This is a genomic window from Streptomyces sp. NBC_01006 (assembly GCF_045162725.1).
Lineage (GTDB): Bacteria > Actinomycetota > Actinomycetes > Streptomycetales > Streptomycetaceae > Streptomyces.
In genome coordinates, this window is record NZ_CP108700.1 from 5,366,810 (window position 1) to 5,384,312 (window position 17,503).

13 protein-coding genes are annotated in these 17,503 nt (G+C 71.9%); 10 read left to right on the forward strand and 3 right to left on the reverse strand.

Annotated elements, in window-relative coordinates; translation table 11 throughout:
* Positions 1–59: 59 nt before the first annotated feature.
* From OG509_RS24740 to moeZ, 10 genes are all read left to right on the forward strand, one after another.
* On the forward strand, positions 60–155 hold the full coding sequence (locus tag OG509_RS24740) for an Ms4533A family Cys-rich leader peptide (RefSeq protein ID WP_311318607.1): 96 nt from the start codon (positions 60–62) through the stop codon (positions 153–155).
* Positions 156–375: 220 nt separating this feature from the next.
* Entirely contained in the window at positions 376–2,118 is a 1,743-nt protein-coding gene (locus tag OG509_RS24745; RefSeq protein WP_406184692.1) for an ABC transporter substrate-binding protein, read from the forward strand.
* A complete protein-coding gene (locus OG509_RS24750) occupies positions 2,115–3,101 on the forward strand; it encodes an ABC transporter permease (RefSeq protein ID WP_406184693.1) in 987 nt (328 codons plus the stop codon). The genes OG509_RS24745 and OG509_RS24750 overlap by 4 nt, the downstream gene beginning before the upstream one ends.
* Positions 3,098–4,090: an ABC transporter permease gene (locus OG509_RS24755; RefSeq protein WP_406184695.1), complete on the forward strand. Its 993-nt coding sequence runs from the start codon at positions 3,098–3,100 to the stop codon at positions 4,088–4,090. The genes OG509_RS24750 and OG509_RS24755 overlap by 4 nt, the downstream gene beginning before the upstream one ends.
* Complete coding sequence (locus OG509_RS24760; RefSeq protein ID WP_406184697.1) at positions 4,087–5,757, forward strand: dipeptide ABC transporter ATP-binding protein; 1,671 nt, start codon at positions 4,087–4,089, stop codon at positions 5,755–5,757. Before OG509_RS24755 ends, OG509_RS24760 begins: the two co-directional genes overlap by 4 nt.
* Positions 5,758–5,948: 191 nt before the next feature.
* On the forward strand, positions 5,949–7,922 hold the full coding sequence (pelF, locus tag OG509_RS24765) for a GT4 family glycosyltransferase PelF (protein ID WP_406187672.1): 1,974 nt from the start codon (positions 5,949–5,951) through the stop codon (positions 7,920–7,922).
* Positions 7,919–8,815, forward strand: coding sequence for a hypothetical protein (locus OG509_RS24770; protein ID WP_406184698.1), 897 nt, complete (start codon positions 7,919–7,921; stop codon positions 8,813–8,815). The genes pelF and OG509_RS24770 overlap by 4 nt, the downstream gene beginning before the upstream one ends.
* Before the next feature lie 131 nt (positions 8,816–8,946).
* A complete protein-coding gene (locus tag OG509_RS24775) occupies positions 8,947–10,029 on the forward strand; it encodes an NAD-dependent epimerase/dehydratase family protein (protein WP_387282841.1) in 1,083 nt (360 codons plus the stop codon).
* On the forward strand, positions 10,017–10,766 hold the full coding sequence (locus tag OG509_RS24780; RefSeq protein ID WP_406184700.1) for a spherulation-specific family 4 protein: 750 nt from the start codon (positions 10,017–10,019) through the stop codon (positions 10,764–10,766). The genes OG509_RS24775 and OG509_RS24780 overlap by 13 nt, the downstream gene beginning before the upstream one ends.
* A gap of 63 nt (positions 10,767–10,829) precedes the next feature.
* Positions 10,830–12,008 carry an adenylyltransferase/sulfurtransferase MoeZ gene (moeZ, locus tag OG509_RS24785; RefSeq protein ID WP_403724902.1) on the forward strand — a complete coding sequence of 393 codons (1,179 nt, stop codon included), beginning with the start codon at positions 10,830–10,832 and terminating at the stop codon, positions 12,006–12,008.
* A gap of 52 nt (positions 12,009–12,060) precedes the next feature.
* Here the strand turns inward: moeZ and OG509_RS24790 are convergent, their stop codons facing one another.
* From OG509_RS24790 to OG509_RS24800, 3 genes are all read right to left on the reverse strand, one after another.
* Entirely contained in the window at positions 12,061–13,605 is a 1,545-nt protein-coding gene (locus OG509_RS24790) for an alpha/beta hydrolase (protein ID WP_406184701.1), read from the reverse strand.
* Positions 13,606–13,675: 70 nt separating this feature from the next.
* A complete protein-coding gene (locus tag OG509_RS24795) occupies positions 13,676–14,488 on the reverse strand; it encodes a hypothetical protein (protein WP_406184702.1) in 813 nt (270 codons plus the stop codon).
* Positions 14,485–17,376, reverse strand: a complete 2,892-nt coding sequence (locus OG509_RS24800; RefSeq protein ID WP_406184703.1) for an RHS repeat-associated core domain-containing protein — start codon at positions 17,374–17,376, stop codon at positions 14,485–14,487. Before OG509_RS24800 ends, OG509_RS24795 begins: the two co-directional genes overlap by 4 nt.
* Positions 17,377–17,503: the final 127 nt, after the last annotated feature.

Genomic DNA, 17,503 nt, shown 5'->3' on the forward strand with positions numbered 1-17,503 from the left:
TGGTGAATGGCGAGATATCGCGTTGATAACTTGTCCGATGATCGGTAATCGTTCTCCGCATGTCGCACCGCCACACCACCGCCGCGAGCGCCGCCATTGAGCTGGCGCTGCTTGGTGTGACCGCGCACAGCGTGGCCGACATCCTCTGTCGCTGACGCCCACCCGATCGCGCCGCGACTCCCTTTCTTTCCTCTTCCTTCGCCGCGCCCGGGTGCATCCATGCCCGCAGGCGCGGCTTTCTCGTTCCACCGGCATGCAGCCGTATAGGCGTGCTGCCGGTTTCCGACTGCTGACCGCTGCCCCTCGCGTGGCCTTCTCCGTCATTCCATTCGGTGCCCGAAGCCGAGCAATCCACGCCGAGAGGTCCCTTTTCCCATGTCCCGTCAGTCCCATACATCGCTCCGCGTGGCCGCGGTCGCCGTCAGCCTCGTCCTGGCCGGAGGCGCCGCGGCGTGCGGGCCCAAGGACGCGGCGGACCAGTCCTCCGGGAAGCCCGGCGCCGCGGGCGGCGCCCCGCAGAAGGGCGGCACCCTGACCGTCCTCAACTCCGAGCCGCAGAACGACTTCGACCCGGCGCGCCTCTACACCTCCGGCGGCGGCAACATCCCCTCGCTGGTCTTCCGTACGCTCACCACCCGCAACCGCGAGGACGGCGCCGCGGGCACCAAGGTCGTGCCCGACCTGGCCACCGACACCGGCAGGCCCAACGCCGACGCCACCGAGTGGACGTACACGCTCAAGGACGGGCTGACGTACGAGGACGGCACCCCGATCACCACCGCCGACATCAAGTACGGCATCGAGCGGTCCTTCGCCGCCGAGCTGTCGGGCGGAGCCCCGTACCTGCGGGACTGGCTCGTCGGTGGGGAGAGCTACGAGGGCCCGTACAAGGACGGCGGCAAGGGCCTCGACTCGATCCTCGTGCCCGACGCGAAGACGATCACCTTCAAACTGCGCAAGCCCGAGGGCGAGTTCCCCTTCGTGGCCACGCAGACGCAGTTCGCGCCCGTCCCCAAGGCCAAGGACACCGGGGTGAAGTACGAGGAGCACCCCGTCTCCTCCGGCCCGTACAAGGTCGTCAAGAACGAGAACGACGGCGAGCACCTCACCCTGGAGCGCAACGGGAACTGGGGCCCGAAGACCGACGAGGAGCGCAAGGCCTACCCGGACCGCATCGACGTCCGCTCGGGACTCGACGCCGCGGTCATCAACCAGCGGCTGTCCACCAGTTCGGGCGCCGACGCGGCCGCCGTCACCACCGACACCAACCTGGGGCCGGCGGAGCTCGCCCAGATCGGCGGCTCCGGCGACAAGAGCGAGCTGGCCTCGCGGGTCGGCACCGGGCACTTCGGCTACACCAACTACCTCGCCTTCAACCCGAAGGTCGCCCCCTTCGACAACCCGAAGGTGCGCCAGGCCATCTCGTACGCGATCAATCGCACCAGCGTGATCAACGCGGCCGGCGGCTCCGCGCTCGCCGAGCCGGCCACCACCTTCCTGCCCGAGCAGAAGGCCTTCGGCCACACCCCGTACGACCACTTCCCGGCCGGCAAGACCGGCGACCCGGCCAAGGCCAAGGAACTGCTGAAGGAGGTCGGCTTCCCGGACGGGCTGAGCATCACCCTCACCCACTCCACCGCGCAGAACCGGCAGACCAGCCCCGAGGTCGCGACCGCCGCGCAGCAGGCGCTCGCCGCCGCCGGGATCACCGTCAAGCTGGAGGGCCTGGAGAACAACGCGTTCAACGAGAAGCGCTGGGACGTCAAGAACACCCCCGGCTTCTTCCTCTCCCGCTGGGGAGCCGACTGGCCCTCCGGCGGCCCCTTCCTCGCGCCGATCTTCGACGGCCGGCAGATCGTGACCAACGGCACCAACTACAACCACGCGCAGCTGAACGACCCGGCCGTCAACGCCGAGATCGACGAGATCGCCAAGCTGACCGACCTCACCGAGGCGGGCAAGCGCTGGGGCGCGCTCGACAAGAAGATCGGTGAGCAGGCCCTCGACGTGCCGCTCTTCCACCCGGTCTACAAGCGGATCGTCGGCAAGGACGTCAAGAACGTCGTGATCAGCGACTGGACCGGTGTCCTCGACGTCTCGCAGGCCGCGGTCAAGTGACGCTCCTCGCCGCCCACCCGTCGGCGTCCGGGCCCGGGGCCACCGCCCCGGGCCCGGACGCCGGACGGCAGGTCTGGCGGCGGCTGCGAGCACGGCCCTCGGCCGTGCTCGCAGCCGCCGTCCTGGCCCTCCTCGTCCTCCTCACCCTCGCCGCACCGCTGTTCGCGCACCTCGCCGGCCAGGACCCGAACGCCTACCACGACGAGCTGGTGGACTCCGCGCGCGGCGGCGTCCCGATCGGCTCCTTCGGCGGGATCTCCACGGAGCACTGGCTCGGCGTCGAGCCGGGCACCGGCCGCGACCTGTTCACCCGGCTGCTCTACGGAGCCAGGGTCTCGCTGCTCGTCGCGCTCGGCGCGACCGTCGTGCAGGTCCTCATCGGAGTGGCCGCCGGACTCCTCGGCGCGCTCGGCAACCGCTACGTCGGCCAGTTCATCGGCCGCGTCACCGACGTGATGATCGCCCTGCCCATGCTCGTGCTCGCCATCGCGCTGACCGCCGTCGTCCCGCCCGACTTCCCGCGTCCGCTGCTGCTGATCGTGGTCATCGGGCTCCTCGACTGGGGCGGCACCGCGCGCATGGTGCGCGCCCAGACCCTCACCCTGCGCGGCCTGGACTTCGTCGAGGCCGCCCGGCTCTCGGGCAACAGCACGCTGCGGATCGCCCGCCGCGAGCTGCTGCCCTCGCTGGCCGCGCCCGTCATCACCTTCGCCGCGATCAAGGTCCCCACCAACATGGTGGTCGAGGCCTCGCTCTCCTTCCTCGGCGTCGGCGTGAAACCGCCCACCCCGTCCTGGGGGCAGATGCTGTCCAGCGCGCAGACCTGGTTCCGCGCCGACCCCACCTACGTCCTGCTGCCCGCCGGGCTGCTCTTCGTCACCGTGCTCGCCTTCACCGTCCTCGGCGACGGGGTCCGCACCGCCCTCGACCCGCGCGAGGGCTCTCGCCTGCGGGTCGGCACCAGGAAGGGGCTGGGCGCATGACGCGCTTCACGCTCAAACGGCTCGGCGGGGCACTGCTGGTCCTGCTCGCCCTGTCCGTCGCCGTCTACGCCCTCTTCTACGTCGCCCCCGGCGACCCCGCCCGCCTCGCGTGCGGGGAGCGGTGCAACCCGGCGCAGGTCGCCCAGGTGCGCGAGCAGCTCGGGCTGAACGACTCGGTGGTCGTCCAGTACCTGCACTTCCTCCAGGGGCTGTTCACCGGCCGCGACTACTCCGGCGGCGCCGGACTGGTGCTGCACTGCGACGCGCCCTGCCTGGGGTTCTCGTACCAGAACGACCAGCAGGTGACCGAGCTGCTGCTGGACCGGCTGCCGGCCACCCTGTCGCTGGCGTTCGGAGCCCTGGTGATCTGGCTCGTCGTCGGCGTCGGCACCGGACTGCTGTCCGCGCTGCGCCGCGGGGGGCTGACGGAACGCGCCCTGACCGTGCTGACCCTGGCCGGGACCGGGACGCCCGTGTTCATCCTCGGACTGCTGCTGCTCATGGCGGTCTGCGCGTACCTGCAGTGGCTGCCGTTCCCGACGTACGTGCCGCTGGGCGAGGACCCCGAGCAGTGGGCCTGGAACATGCTGCCGCCCTGGATCACCCTCGGCTTCTTCGAGAGCGCCAAGTACGCCCGCCTCACCCGCAGTTCCACCCTGGAGACGCTGGCCGAGGACCACATCCGCACCTTCCGCGCCTACGGGGTGGGGGAGCGGGCGATCGTCACCCGGCACGCGGTGCGCGGAGCGGTGGCCCCCGTGATCGCGCTCAGCGCCGTGGACTTCGGCACGATGATCGGCGGCGCGGTGCTCACCGAGTCGCTGTTCGGGATCCCCGGGCTCGGCAAGACGCTGATCGACGGGGTGCGGGTCGTGGACCTGCCGGTGGTGGTCGGCGTCGTCCTGGCCATCGGCGCGGCCGTGGTCGTCGCGGGCGCCGTGGCCGACCTGCTGTACGCGCTCGCGGACCGAAGGGTGGCGCTGACATGAGCGGATTGCTGGTGGAGGTGGCCGGCCTCACGGTCGAGTTCCCGGTCGACGGGCCCGCGCAGTACGTACGGGCCGTCGACGGGGTCTCCTTCACGCTGGAGGCGGGCGGCGCCCTGGGCGTCGTCGGCGAGTCCGGCAGCGGCAAGTCCACCGTCGCCGCGGCCTTGCTGGGGCTGCACCGCGGGACCGGCGCCCGGCTCGGCGGCTCGGTCCGGGTCGGCGGCACGGACGTCGGTACGGCCCCGGCCGCGGAACTGCGCGCGCTGCGCGGCGGCACCGCCGCCATGGTCTTCCAGGACCCGCTCAGCTCCCTGGACCCGTACTACGCCGTCGGCGACCAGATCGCCGAGGTGCACCGGATCCACGCGGACGTCTCGCGGCGCGCCGCGCGGGCGCGGGCGGTCGAGGTACTGGACCGGGTGGGCATCCCCGACGCGGCGCGCCGCGCGCGGGCGCGCCCGCACGAGTTCAGCGGCGGCATGCGGCAGCGGGTGCTGATCGCCATGGCGCTGGCCTGCGAGCCGCGGCTGCTGATCGCCGACGAGCCGACCACCGCGCTCGACGTCACCGTGCAGGCCCAGATCCTGGAACTGCTGCACGGGCTGCGCGAGGAGCGCGGGCTCGGGCTGGTGCTGGTCACGCACGACGTCGGCGTGGCCGCGCAGAGCGTGGACGAAGTGCTGGTCATGCGGGACGGCGCCGTCGTGGAACGCGGCCCGGTGGGGCGGGTCCTGACCGCGCCGGTCCACGCGTACACGAAGGACCTGCTGGCGGCCGTACCGAGGCTGGACGGTCCGCGGGAGCCGCGGCCGGCCGGTGCGGCAGCCGGTGCCGAGTCGGGCGTGCCCGTCGTCGAAGCCGTCTCGCTGCGGCGGGAGTTCGGGCGGGGCAAGCGGCGCGTCACCGCCGTCGGCGGGGTTTCGCTCTCCGTACGGGCGGGGGAGACGCTGGGCATCGTGGGGGAGAGCGGCAGCGGCAAGAGCACCCTCGGGCGGATGCTCGTCGGCCTGCTGGAGCCCGGCTCCGGGCAGGTCCGCCACGACGGCCGGGCGACCGCGGGCGTGGTCCCCGGAGTCCAGATGGTGTTCCAGGACCCGGCGTCCTCCCTCAACCCGCGCCGCACCGTCGGCGAGTCCATCGCCGACCCGCTGCGTGCGGCCGGGGAGCGCGACGAGGCCGCGATCCGGGCCCGGGTCGGGGAACTCCTGGCCCGCGTCGGGCTGGAGGCCGGGCACCGCGACCGCTACCCGCACGAGTTCAGCGGCGGCCAGCGCCAGCGGGTCGGCATCGCCCGGGCCCTGGCGCCCCGGCCGCGGCTGATCGTCTGCGACGAGCCCGTCTCCGCACTCGACGTGACCACGCAGGCGCAGGTCACGGCCCTGCTGGCCGAGCTCCAGCGGGAGCTGGGGATCGCGCTGGTCTTCATCGCGCACGACCTCGCCGTGGTCCGGCAGGTCAGCGACCGGGTCGCCGTCATGCGGGGCGGCCTGGTCGTCGAGGAGGGCCCGGTGGACGAGGTGTACGACCGCCCCCGGCACGCGTACACGCGGCAACTGCTGGCCGCCGTACCGGCCCTGGCGGCTGCCGTGCCGGCCCGGAAGGTTGTCGCGCCGGCCCTGAGGGGTGCGGGAGTCGTGGGAGGCGCGGGAGCCACGGGAGGCGCGTGAGGTACACGAGGGCCGCAGGCCCTTTCTAGCGCGCTCGAACGCGGACCGTGGGCGAAAGTTACGACTCTTCACCCCTTCCGGTGGCGCGACGGACAACCGTCCGTCGCGCCTTCGGCATATCCGCTTGAGTTTCCCGCGGCGGGTCACCGGACCACGGCGACCGCCTGAACGGGAGATCGGGGGTGCCACTCGTGCGGATCGGACTGCTCACGGAAGGTGGTTATCCGTATGCGACGGGAGAGGCGCGGCTGTGGTGCGACCGGCTGGTCCGCGGTCTGCCGCAGCACGAGTTCGAGCTCTACGCGCTGAGCCGCAGCGCCGAGCAGGAGGAGCGCGGCCGGGTCGTCCTGCCCGAGCACGTCACCCGCGTCTGGACCGCCCCGCTCTGGGCCCCGGCGGACGACGGGCGCACGTACTCCCGGCGTGAGCGCCGGCGCTTCGCCGACAGCTTCAAGGAGCTGGTCCGCGGGATCTGCGCGGGCGAGCCCGAGCCCGAGGCCTTCGCCGCCGGGCTGTACGGGCTGGCCGAACTCGCCCGCGAAGAGGGCGGAATGTACGCGGCGCTGCGCTCCGAGACCGCGGTACGGGCGGTGGAGTCCGGCTGCCGGGCCCCCGGCGCGCGCCGCTCCGTACAGCGCGCCCAGGTGGCCGATCTGCTGGACTTCGTCGACGAACTGGAGCGGCTGCTGCGGCCGTTGTCCCTCGACTGGTACGAGGACCTGCGCGAGGTCGACGTCTGCCACGCTGCGGCGGGCGGGATCGCGGCGCTCCCCGGCCTCCTGGCCAAACGCTTCTTCGGGGTTCCGCTGCTGGTCACGGAGTACGGGGTCCAGCTCCGGGCCCACTACCTGGAGCACGCGGTGGACCCCCCGGCTCCCGGCGGGACGGGCGGGACGGGCGGAACCGGTGGGCGGGGAACCGCACCGCGGCCCGCCGTACGGGCCCTGCTCTCGGCCTTCCACATGCGGCTGGCCACCGAGATCTACGCCGAGGCCGACCTCCTCACCCCCGGCAACGCGCACGCCCGGCGCTGGCAGGAGCGCTGCGGCGCCACCCGCGACCGGCTGCGGACGGTGTACCCGGGGATGGAGGCGGACCGATTCGCCACCGTCGGCGAGGACCCGGACTGCGGGGACCCGGACACCCTGGTCTGGGTCGGCCGGATAGAGCCCGCCAAGGACCTGATCGCCCTGCTGCACGCCTTCGCCGAGGTGCGCCGGGCCGCGCCGGACACCCGGCTGCGGATCTTCGCCACCGCCGTGGTCCCCGGCTACCTCGCCGACTGCCGCTCCCTCGCCGCGCAGCTCTTCCCGGACGAGGCCGCCGACGCCGTCACGGTCGGGGAGAACCCCGTCACCTTCGAGGAGATCGGCGGACCCGAGGCCCCCTCGCCGGCCCACGCGTACGGCTCCGGGCGGGTGGTCGTGCTGTCCTCGGTGATCGAGGGCTTCCCGATCACGCTGGCCGAGGCGATGCTCTGCGGCCGGGCCACCGTCTCCACCGACGTAGGCGCCGTGTGCGAGGTCATCGGCGGTACGGGTCTGGTCGTCCCGCCGCGCAACCCGCGGGCGCTGGCCGACGCCTGCCTGTCGCTGCTGCGGGACCCCGAGCGGGCCCAGCGGCTCGGCGCGGCCGCCCGCGCGCGGGCCCTGGAGCTGTTCACCGTAGAGCAGAACGTGGCCGCTTTCCGGGAGATCTACCTCCAGCTGCTGGCCCGCGGACCGGCCCGGGCGGAGGGCGGGATCCCGTTCGAACAGCCCCCGGAGGCCCGGGTTCCGGGGCACTGGACGAGCCCGACGTGGGCGGGTCCGGGGGCGGACCGGACGGTCGTCCCGGGGCGGGGTGCGGGTTCCGCTTCGGCGCGGAGAGAGAGCGCGACGGCCCCGGGCGCGCAGACCCCGACCGGGACGGCCCCGGGCGCGCCGACCCCGGGCGCACACGCCGCGGGCGCGACGGCCCCGGGCGCGCCGACCGCAGGCATGACGACCGCAGGCATGACGACCTCGGGTGGGCAGACCGCCGGCATGACGGCCCCGGGTATGCAGACCGCGGGCGTGCAGGCCGCGGTCGCGGTGGTCCCGGGCGCGCAGGGCGCGGCCGCGACGGTCCCGGGCGCGCAGAACCCGAGTACGACCACCACCACGGCCACGGAGGCGACCGTATGACCCTGGACGAAGCCGCCCCCGTCGCCTCGGCCCCCCGCCGCAGGTCCGCCGGGGATCCCGTCAAGACCCTGCTGCACCGCCACCGGGCGCTCTGCGAGCGCGCCGTGGACCCGCTGGAGATCGCCGCCGGGCTGGAGGCGCAGGGCATCACCGACCGCACCGCCGCCCGCTTCCGGCACCGGGACGTGTTCTCGCTCGCCGAGGAGCTCTACGCCCGCACCCCGCGCGGGGACGAGCCGGCCGTGCCCTCCGTCGTCCGGCCCTCCGACGCCCGGGCATTACGGGGCTTCGGGTACGCCGTGCTCCCCGGGGCGCTCGCGCTCGGGGCGAGCGCCGCCGGAGTGCCGTTCGCCGCGCCCCTCGCCGTGCTCGTCACCGTCGCCGCCCTGGTGTGGCCCGCCCGGCCCGGGCGGCCCGCCGCAGGGCGGTTCCCGTACGCCGTGCTCCTGCTCGCCGCGGCCGCCGTCGGCTGGGCGGTGTACCGCGAAGGCGCCGCGCTCGGGGTCGGCCTCGCACTGGCCGCGGCCCCCGGACACCTGGTCGGCGCCGTGTTCGCCGGCCGCGCCCGGAGCCGGCTCGCCGGGAGCCGGGCCCTGGAGGACTTCGCCGACCGGGCCCGGCCGCTGCTCGTCGCGGCCGCCTCGGCCTTCGGCGCGGCCGCCGCGGGGGCGGCCGAGCTCGCCGGGACCCCGCTCGCCGTCGCCGTACCGCTCGCCGTGCTGCTGTTCCTGACCCGCCTGCTGCTCGGGCACGGGGCCCCGCGCGGGCCCGTCGCCGCAGCCCTGGTCCTCGCCCTGGTCCCGACCCCGCTGGCGGTGACCGCCGCCGCGGCGGGACTCCTCGTACACGCCGTCCTCGCGCTGTCCCGGGCGTCCGCGCACGCCCGGCCCTGAGCCCGGCCGCCCCGCCCCCCCATCCCGCCGCCGCTCTACGGAGCCGTACCCACCCCTACCCCCGATCCCCCCGACCACCGACCAAGGAGACACAGGATGACCGGCCAGCCAACCAACCAAGGGGACGCGCGATGAGGGTGCTGCTGATCGGAGCCAACGGATACCTCGGCCGCTACGTCGCCGACCGGCTGCTCGCAGATCCCGCCGTGCAGCTCACCGCGCTCGGCCGCGGCGACGACGCGGACGTCCGCTTCGACCTCGCCACCGGCAGCCCCGGCGCCCTCACCCGGTTCCTCGACGCCGTCCACCCCGGCGTCGTCATCAACTGCGCCGGGGCCACCCGCGGCGGGGCCCGGGAGCTGACCCGGCACAACACCGTCGCCGTGGCCACCATCTGCGAGTCCCTGCGGCGCAGCGGCTGCGGGGCCCGTCTCGTCCAGCTGGGCTGCGCCGCCGAGTACGGGCCCAGCCAGCCCGGATCGTCCACGGCCGAGGACGCCGTCCCGAGACCGGGCGGGCCGTACGGCGTCAGCAAGCTGGCCGCCACCGAGCTGGTGCTCGGGTCGGGGCTGGACGCAGTGGTGCTGCGGATCTTCTCGCCCGTCGGGCCCGGCACCCCCGCCGGATCCCCGCTCGGGCGGCTGGCCGAGGCGATGCGCCGCGCGATGCAGAACGGGGACGGCGAGCTCAAGCTCAGCGGGCTCGGCGTCCAGCGCGACTTCGTGGACGTACGGGACGTGGCGCGGGCCGTGCACGCCGCCTCGCTCTCGGCCGCCCAGGGCGTCGTCAACATCGGCACCGGGCGCGCGGTCCGGCTGCGGGACGCGGCGGCGGTGCTGGCCCGGGTCGCCGGGTACGGGGGCGCCCTGCACGAGCTGGACGTACCGCAGCAGGGCCAGCACGGGCCGGGCCACGGGCAGGGGCACGGCCACGGACCGGGTCACGGGCCCGGGCAGGGCCACGGTCACGGCCACGGCCTCCAGGGCGGCGGCCGGCCGCCGGGGCTCGCCGCCATCGGCTCCCCGCGCTCCGAGGCGACGGCCGAACAGCTCGCCGCCGGTGCGGTGACGCCCCCGTACCCGTACCCCGACGGCTGCGGCGCCTGGCAGCAGGCCGATGTGCGCACGGCCCGGGACCGGCTGGGCTGGCGGCCCCGGATCGGCCTGGAGGAATCCCTCGCGGACATCTGGATGGAGGCGGCGTGCCGCATCTGACGACCGCGGCCACGGCGGCCGCCGCGACCGAGGCGGGCCGCCTCGGCCTCGGCGTCCCCGGGTACGCCCACCCGCTGCTCGCGCCCGTCGAGTGGGCCGAGCTGACCCGGCCCGGGACCCCGCTGCACTGGACGGTGCTCAACGTCACGGACGGGCCGGGCGGCCGGCCCGACCCGCACTGCACGGAGGCCGCGGCCAAGCTCCGGGAGGCCGGCGGGACCGTCCTCGGCCATCTCGCGATGCGAGACGGTACCCGCTCGTTCGGCGAGCTGGTCTCCGACGCCCACCGCTTCCTCGACTGGTACCGGGTCGGCGGCTTCTACCTGGCCGAGGCCCCGGCGGACCGGGCCGAGCTGGCCGCCGTGCGCCGGGTCGCCGACACCCTGCGCAGCCTCGGCGAGGGCCTCCGTATCGTGCTGGGACACGGCACGCACCCGTATGAGGGCTACGCGGAGGCCGCCGACCAGCTGGTCACCTTCTCCGGGGCGTGGGCCGACTACCGCTGGTCGCAGGTGGCGGAATGGACCGCCGAGCACCCGCACGAGCGCTTCTGCCACCTGGTCCACGGGGTGCCGCGGACACATCTGGAGGAGGCCGTCCGGATCGCCCGCTGGCAGGGCGCCGGCACGATCTGGTTCACCGACCGGGGCGGGGACGCAGGCCGCGATCCGTGGGCCTCGATGCCCGCGTACTGGGACGAAATCGTCTCGCGGATCGGACCGGGTGTCTCGGAATGAAGAAGGGCGTGGCAGTGTTACGGGAAGAACCACCGTTAAGACTTAACCATCTACGGAGTCCCCGTGTCGCTGCCACCCCTGGTCGAGCCAGCTGCTGAGCTCACCGTTGACGAGGTCCGTCGGTACTCCCGCCACCTGATCATCCCGGACGTCGGGATGGACGGCCAGAAGCGCCTGAAGAACGCCAAGGTGCTGGCCGTGGGCGCGGGCGGCCTCGGCTCCCCCGCCCTCATGTACCTGGCCGCGGCCGGCGTCGGCACGCTGGGCATCGTGGAGTTCGACGAGGTCGACGAGTCGAACCTCCAGCGCCAGATCATCCACAGCCAGGCGGACATCGGCCGCTCCAAGGCCGAGTCGGCTCGCGACAGCGTGCTGGGCATCAACCCGTACGTGAACGTGGTCCTTCACGAAGAGCGGCTCGAAGCCGAGAACGTGATGGAGATCTTCAGCCAGTACGACCTCATCGTCGACGGCACGGACAACTTCGCCACGCGCTACCTCGTCAACGACGCCTGCGTGCTGCTGAACAAGCCGTACGTGTGGGGCTCGATCTACCGCTTCGACGGCCAGGCCTCGGTCTTCTGGTCCGAGCACGGGCCGTGCTACCGCTGCCTGTACCCGGAGCCCCCGCCGCCGGGCATGGTTCCGAGCTGCGCCGAGGGCGGCGTGCTGGGCGTGCTCTGCGCGTCCATCGGGTCCATCCAGGTGACGGAGGCCATCAAGGTCCTCACGGGCATCGGCGAGCCGCTGGTCGGCCGCCTGATGATCTACGACGCCCTGGAGATGCAGTACCGCCAGGTCAAGGTCCGCAAGGACCCCGACTGCGCGGTCTGCGGTCCGAACGCGACGGTCACCGAGCTCATCGACTACGAGGCCTTCTGCGGCGTCGTGTCGGAGGAGGCCCAGGAGGCGGCGCTCGGCTCCACGATCACTCCGAAGCAGCTCAAGGAGTGGATCGACAACGACGAGCCGATCGAGATCATCGACGTCCGTGAGAAGAACGAGTACGAGATCGTCTCGATCCCCGGCGCGAAGCTGATCCCCAAGGGCGAGTTCCTGATGGGCACCGCCCTCCAGGACCTCCCGCAGGACAAGCGCATCGTCTTGCACTGCAAGACGGGTGTCCGCAGTGCGGAAGTCCTCGCGGTCCTGAAGTCCGCGGGCTTCGCGGACGCGGTGCATGTGGGCGGCGGCGTGATCGGCTGGGTCCACCAGATCGAGCCCGAGAAGCCGGTCTACTAGAACGGTCGAGAAGGCCCTTACCCCGCGGGCGGGGTAAGGGCCTTCTCTCTTGCTAGGCCGGGGTGCAGACGGTGTTGCCGGGGGGCACCTTCCCGTCGAGCAGGTAGTTGTTCACCGCGGCCTGCACGCACTTGTCGCCGCTGTTGTAGGCGCCGTGCCCCTCGCCCTTGTACGTGAGCTCCACGCCGACGCCGGGCCCGAGCCGCTCCACCATCTTGCGGGCGCCCTCGTACGGGGTGGCCGGGTCGCCGGTGTTGCCGATCACCAGGATGGGCGCGGAGCCGGGGGCGGAGACGTCCGGGGTCTCCCAGGCGCCCGGGACGGGCCAGTCGGTGCAGCTCATCAGGGCCCAGCCGAGGAAGTCCCCGAAGACGGGGGAGGCGGTGCGGAAGGAGGGCAGCTTCGCCTTCGTCTGCGCCAGCGTGAACCGGCCCTTGGAGTCGGCGCAGTTGATCGCCGTGTTGGCCGAGCCGATGTTGCTGTAATGGCCTTGCTGGTCGCGGCCGTTGAGCGCGTCGGAGAGCGCCATAAGCAGCTGCCCCTGCCCGCCGTCGGCCTCGTCGAGCCCCTGCTCCAGCAGCGGCCACAGCTCCTTGGAGTACAGGGCCTGGGCGATGCCGTTGGTGGCGGCGGAGTCGGTGAGCATCCGGCCGCCGATGCCGGGGATGGGCTTGTCGGCCAGGCTCTTCTGGAGCTTGATGATGTTGTCCTCGATCTCCTTGGCGGTGCTGCCCTGGAGCCGGCACTCGTCGCCGCGGTTCACGCAGTCCTGCGCGAAGTTGCCGAGGGCGAGCTGGAACCCCTTGGCCTGGCCGAGCGCTCCCTCCTCGGAGGTCTGGGTCGGATCGACGACGGCGTCGAAGACGGCCCGGCCGACGTTCTTGGGGAAGAGGTGGGCGTAGACCCCGCCGAGCTCGGTGCCGTAGGAGATCCCGAAGTAGTTCAGCTTCTCGTCGCCGAGGGCCTGCCGGATCCGGTCGAGGTCGCGGGCGGCGTTCTCGGTGCCGACGTGGGGCAGGAGGTGCCCGGACTTGTCCTTGCAGGCCTTCTGGTACTTCTCCAGATTCCCGACGAAGGCCTGTTCCTCTTGGGGCGTCTCGGGCGAGGAATCCTGTGCGTAGTAGGCGTCGAGCTGCTTGTCGTTCTCGCACAGGACGGGAGCGCTGCGCCCCACCCCGCGCGGGTCGAAGCTCACGAGGTCGTACCGCGCCCGCAGGGCCTCGTACTCCTTGGCGGCGCCGGGCAGCGTACTGATCCCGGACCCGCCGGGCCCGCCGAAGTTGAACACGAGCGAGCCGAGCCGTTTGCTCTTGTCCCGGGCCTTGGCCCGGATCAGCGCGAGCGGAATCGTCTCGCCCTCGGGCTTGGCGTAGTCGAGGGGCACGTGGAGCGTGGCGCACTCCCAGTCCTTGGGCGGCGCCTGCCCCCCGCCTTCGGCGACATCGGGAGCCTCGCACTCCCCCCACTTCAGCGGCGCGGCCCCGGGGGTCCCCCCGGCCTCGGGCTTGCCCTCACCACTGTCGGAACACCCGCTGACCCCGGCCAGCCCGAGAGCAACGACAACGGCCACGGCACCCCGCACCAAGTTTCGACCCATACCCCCATCCTGCGTGCCCCCCGCACCCCCCGCCCCCGCGCTGACCCGTTCGGGGACGGTGCCAACTGGCCTATTCGAGGCTGTCGGCGGCTTGGAGAGCCTCTACGACGCAGGCAAGTAGTTCCGCGTCCGACACGTCGCCCTCTTCTCTCAGGGACGGGTCGATCGGATAGTCGTCCAATGCATAGAACACTATGTTGAAGATGCGCGAGAGTTTCTCCCCGACACGTTCGCCGCGCTCCAGCGATGTGCGGCGAGCAGCCAGCCACAAGGTGGCAAACATTGCTGGCGTGATGGCGCCGGCTGAGAGGGACCTCATCAGTTCGAGTTGCTCACCGGCGGCGGAATGCGCGGGCGTAGAGTACGGTTTTCCAAATTCCCTGTGGCTCGCCGGTGATTCGTCCCACAATATCAGCTCGGCAGGTACATTGATGGATGTGCGTTTCGTGAATCGGCGGAAATTGACTACAGCCTGAGCGACCCCTTCTGGAACGGTTTTCCTGATGAATTTCTCATCCCCGGCCATGAGGGCATACCCGGCAGCTGTGAGGAGGACTCCCGAAAAATCTGGGAGGGCGATGAGGGTATCTTCGTCTGGCCATGGACTGTGCCAAATGTCGCATGTCGAATTCGTTGAAATTGTGATGAACGGGGAGGCCTGTATGTCCGGCAGGATGGGCCCGGCGAGCACGTGATCAAATCCGCTACTCTTCGATGCCTCAAGGACCCGGCGGACTAGTCTGGCGCCGAAATTCCCCGATACGGGAAAAGGTACGACCTTCCTGGCTCTTTGGTGCAGCCACTCGGCGCGAAACGTTCCACCCGACATGACGCTTGCGGCGAAGCCCGCTCCTTGCTTGATGTGTCGATTTTCTTCGCTCACCACAGGAATGCCTTATCCACGATGTCGGAGAACTGGAGTTCGCTGAGCTTGTAAGCGGTGCGGACGCGTCCGTCGGTATGTAGCATCACCATCTTCCTTTCCGAATCGATGAACCCAACGGCGATGTCCCCGTTCTTTCTGTAGTGGAATCGATAGATCTTCGTGTCGGGATCATTCATATGATCCCTTAGTTCCTGCTCGAACCGCTTAAGATTTTTCCCGTTGAGGTTCCCGGGCTCCTCCATGAAATCTTTGGCGTGTGCATGAAACTTCTTGCTCATGATCTTTTGGCTTGAGAAGTCTGCCTTCTCCTGCCACTTGTCCTTCAAGCATGGGGCCAGGCCCAGCGGGTCTGACCACGTGTAGGGGTTGGTGACGTAGGTGGTCGGGCTCGGGGCCGGGGTGAGGCCCAGGGGGTCCGGGGAGAGGTAGCGGGCCGTTTCGGGGTCGTACGTGCGGAAGTAGTTGTGGTGGAGGCCGGACTCCGGGTCGTAGTACTGGCCCGGGAAGCGGAGCGGGGTGTAGGCCGTCGCGTCGCTGTTCCAGGTTGTGGTGCCCCACAGGGTGGTGCGGGTGCGCCACGCCGTCGTGCCGTCTTCGGCGAGGAGCTGGGTCGGGGTGCCGACCAGGTCGGTGACGATCGCGAAGAAGCGGTCGTCGATTTCCGCCTGTTCGAGGCGTTCCGTCTGGGTGAGGGGGTGCAGGCCCTCATGGGTCCAGGTGAGGGTTACGCCCCCGGTGGTCTGCTCGCAGAGGGTCGTGCCGTCCCAGGTGAAGAGGACTTCCTCTGCCACTGTGCCGTCTTCCGACAGGCGTCGCTTGGCGGTGCGGCGGCCCAGGGCGTCGTACGTGTACCGCCACCGCGTGCCGTCCGGGGTGGTGACCTCCGTCAGCTGGTCTTCCGCGTTCCATTCGTAGCGCCAGGTGTCCGGCTTGCGGGAGAGGCGGGTCTTCTGGCGGAGGGTGACGCGGCCCAGGGCGTCGTGTTCGTAGCGGATCGAGCCCGCGTGGGTGATGCGGGTGCCCGTGTACGTGCGCTCGCCCACCGCCTCCGCGCCCGGGTGGCGGGTCGGCCAGGAGGCGTGCGTCTGGTTGCCGGCCTCGTCGTACGCGTACCGCTCCGACCAGGACGTCGCCTCCACCGTCGTGACGCGGGCCGCAGCGTCGAGCGTGAAGGTGCGGGGGCCGGTGACCGAGTCGTCGATGCCGGTCAGGTAGCCGTCGGCGCGGTAGCTGTAGCCGCGCCGCTGGAGGGTGCGGCCGTCCTGGCCCACGACCGACTGCGCGGTCCGGCGGCCCATGTCGTTGTACTCGTGGGTGAGGGAGAGCAGCGGGTTCAGCGTGCGGGTCAGTTCCTGGCCCGCCGCGTCCCGGTCGAAGCTCAGCGTGCGGCCCGCGGTGGTGAGCGTCGAGCGCCTGCCCGCCGCGTCGTACGTCCATGAGGACTCCGACCCCGTGGGGGTGGTGCGGTGCGTGCGGCGGCCCAGCGCGTCGTACCCGTACGTGAGCGTGCGGCCGTCCACCGTCTCCGAGACCAGCCTGGCCGCCTCGTCGCGGAGCCAGGTGACCGTCGCGTCCGGGGAGACCGCGGTCGCGAGGGCGTCGAAGGAGTCGTACGCGTACGACGTGACCCGGCCGGCGGCGTCCTTGCGGAGCACCTGGCCGAGTGCGTTGTGCTCGTACTCCGTCGTCTCGCCCACCGCGTTGGTGCGTGCGCTGAGGCGGCCGGCGCCGTCGTAGCCGTACGTGAGGGTGCGGCCGTCGAAGTCCGACTCGGTGGCCAGGCGGCCCGCAGGGTCGTACACCCCGCCCACCGGGTCCGTGTGGGTCAGGCAGTTGCCCTCACCGTCGTACGTCCACGACTCCGTGCTGCCGTCGGGGTTCAGACGGTGCAGCAGGCGACCTTCGACGCTCCATGTGAAGTACGTGGTGCTGCCGAGTGGATCGGTGACGGCGACAGGGCGGCCGAAGGCGTCGCGGACGTACTGAGTCGTCGCGCCCAGCGGGTCCGTCGTCGATACCACCTGGCCCGCCGGATCCGAGCGCACTGTCGTCGTCTGGCCCAAGGCGTCCGTCACCGCCGCCAAGTGGCCGCGCACGTCGTACGAGAACCGGGTCGTGATGCCGGACGGATCGGTGACGGAGGTGCGGTTTCCGTGGTCGTCGTACGTCTGGCGGGTCACCCGGCCGTCCGGGTGGACGACTTCGACGGGCAGGCCCAGGGCGTCGTACGCCGCGTGGATCTCGCGGCCGTCCGGGCGGACCACCGCAGTGAGCCGGCCCTGTTCGTCGTAGCGGAAACGGGTGGTGTGGCCGAGCGGGTCGGTGCGGGAGAGCAGGCGGTTGAACCGGTCGTGCTCGAAGCGCGTCGTCGCGCCCGTGGGGTCGATCTCCGCGGTGATCTGGGCGCGGTCATTGACCAGGAAGTGGGTGCGGTGGCCCAGGGAGTCGATGAGGGTGGTGCGGCCCGGCTCGTAGGTGAAGCGGACGTCGAGGTGGCCGTTGGTGCCGGACTGGGCGATGCAGCGGTGCTGCTCGTCGTAGACGTAGTCGAAGTGGCGGTCGTTGGTGTCGGTCCACGAGGTGATCCGGCCCAGCGCGTCGTAGCCGAAACGCAGGGGGCGGCCCGAGGAGTTCGTGACGTCCGTGAGGTGGCCGTCCGTGTAGCCGTAGCGGAGGACTTGGGTGCCGTCCGCCAGGGCCAGCCCGGTTATTCGGCCGTCCGACGACGTCAGGCGCAGCTCGTGGCCGCCGCTGTGGGAGACGGCGTTCGGGGCGCCGGACTCGTCGTACGAGAAGGCGATCCAGGCGCCGCCCCGGTCGTCGACCTGCAGCAGCGCGCCGTCCTCCGCGAAGTGGCGGACGTGGCCGGAATCGGGGTCGGTCACCGTGTACGCGCCGTCGGCGTCGAGGACCAGCGGCCAGCGATGGCCGTGGGACGGGAGGACGGCGGTCCCCGGCTCGGGGGTCGGGTAGGCGAGCAGGCTTCCGTCCTCGCGGACGAAGACGATGCCT

Coding starts and splice junctions, on each gene's coding strand:
- OG509_RS24740 (WP_311318607.1), top strand. CDS start 60: ATGTCGCACCGCCACACCACCGCCGCGAGCGCCGCCATTGAGCTGGCG.
- OG509_RS24745 (WP_406184692.1), top strand. CDS start 376: ATGTCCCGTCAGTCCCATACATCGCTCCGCGTGGCCGCGGTCGCCGTC.
- OG509_RS24755 (WP_406184695.1), top strand. CDS start 3,098: ATGACGCGCTTCACGCTCAAACGGCTCGGCGGGGCACTGCTGGTCCTG.
- OG509_RS24760 (WP_406184697.1), top strand. CDS start 4,087: ATGAGCGGATTGCTGGTGGAGGTGGCCGGCCTCACGGTCGAGTTCCCG.
- OG509_RS24770 (WP_406184698.1), top strand. CDS start 7,919: ATGACCCTGGACGAAGCCGCCCCCGTCGCCTCGGCCCCCCGCCGCAGG.
- OG509_RS24775 (WP_387282841.1), top strand. CDS start 8,947: ATGAGGGTGCTGCTGATCGGAGCCAACGGATACCTCGGCCGCTACGTC.
- OG509_RS24790 (WP_406184701.1), bottom strand. CDS start 13,605: ATGGGTCGAAACTTGGTGCGGGGTGCCGTGGCCGTTGTCGTTGCTCTC.